1 protein-coding gene is annotated in these 671 nt (G+C 66.0%); it reads left to right on the top strand.

Annotated elements, in window-relative coordinates; all coding sequences use genetic code 11:
- A partial coding sequence (locus EQG76_RS00160; protein WP_407925487.1) for an ABC transporter substrate-binding protein occupies nucleotides 1-671 on the top strand: 671 nt, incomplete at both ends.

Raw genomic sequence — 671 nt, 5'->3', positions numbered from 1 at the left:
CGAGAGGGCGGACGTGGCGCTCAGCCAGATCACCTTCCGCTTCATCGCCGACCCGGCGGCCGCGACCGCCGCCCTGATGGCCGAGGATGTCGACGGCTACCTGAACTTCCCGGCACCCGAGGCCCTGCCCCAGTTCGAGGCGGATCCACGCTTTGCCGTGGTGATCGGCACCACCGAGGGCGAGACACTGCTCGCGATCAACAACCGGCGCCAGCCCTTGGACGACGTGCGGGTGCGCCGGGCGATCGGCCATGGGATCGACCGCCAGGCGCTGATCGACGGCGCCATGATGGGCTATGGCCAGCCGATCGGCTCGCATTTCAGCCCAAGCCATCCGGCCTATCTCGACCTAACCGGCCAGTCCGCCCACGACCCGGAACTGGCCCGCCGGCTCCTGGCCGAGGCCGGGGTCCATGACCTGAAGCTGACCATCAAGCTGCCGCCACCCAGCTATGCAAGGCGCAGCGGCGAGATCATCCAGGCGCAATTGGCCGACATCGGCATCCAGGCGGAGCTGGTGCCGGTCGAATGGGCGCAGTGGCTCGAGCAGGTCTTCGCCAACAAGGACTATGACCTGACGATCGTCAGCCATACCGAGCCGCTCGACATCGGCATTTATGCGCGCGACGATTATTACTTCAACTACCACAATCCCGACTTTCAGGCGCTGA

This window comes from Geminicoccus flavidas (assembly GCF_009806515.1).
Classification (GTDB): Bacteria; Pseudomonadota; Alphaproteobacteria; order Geminicoccales; family Geminicoccaceae; genus Geminicoccus; species Geminicoccus flavidus.
The sequence above is the reverse complement of the archived record's forward strand: the minus strand, read 5'-3'. Positions and strand labels throughout refer to the sequence as shown.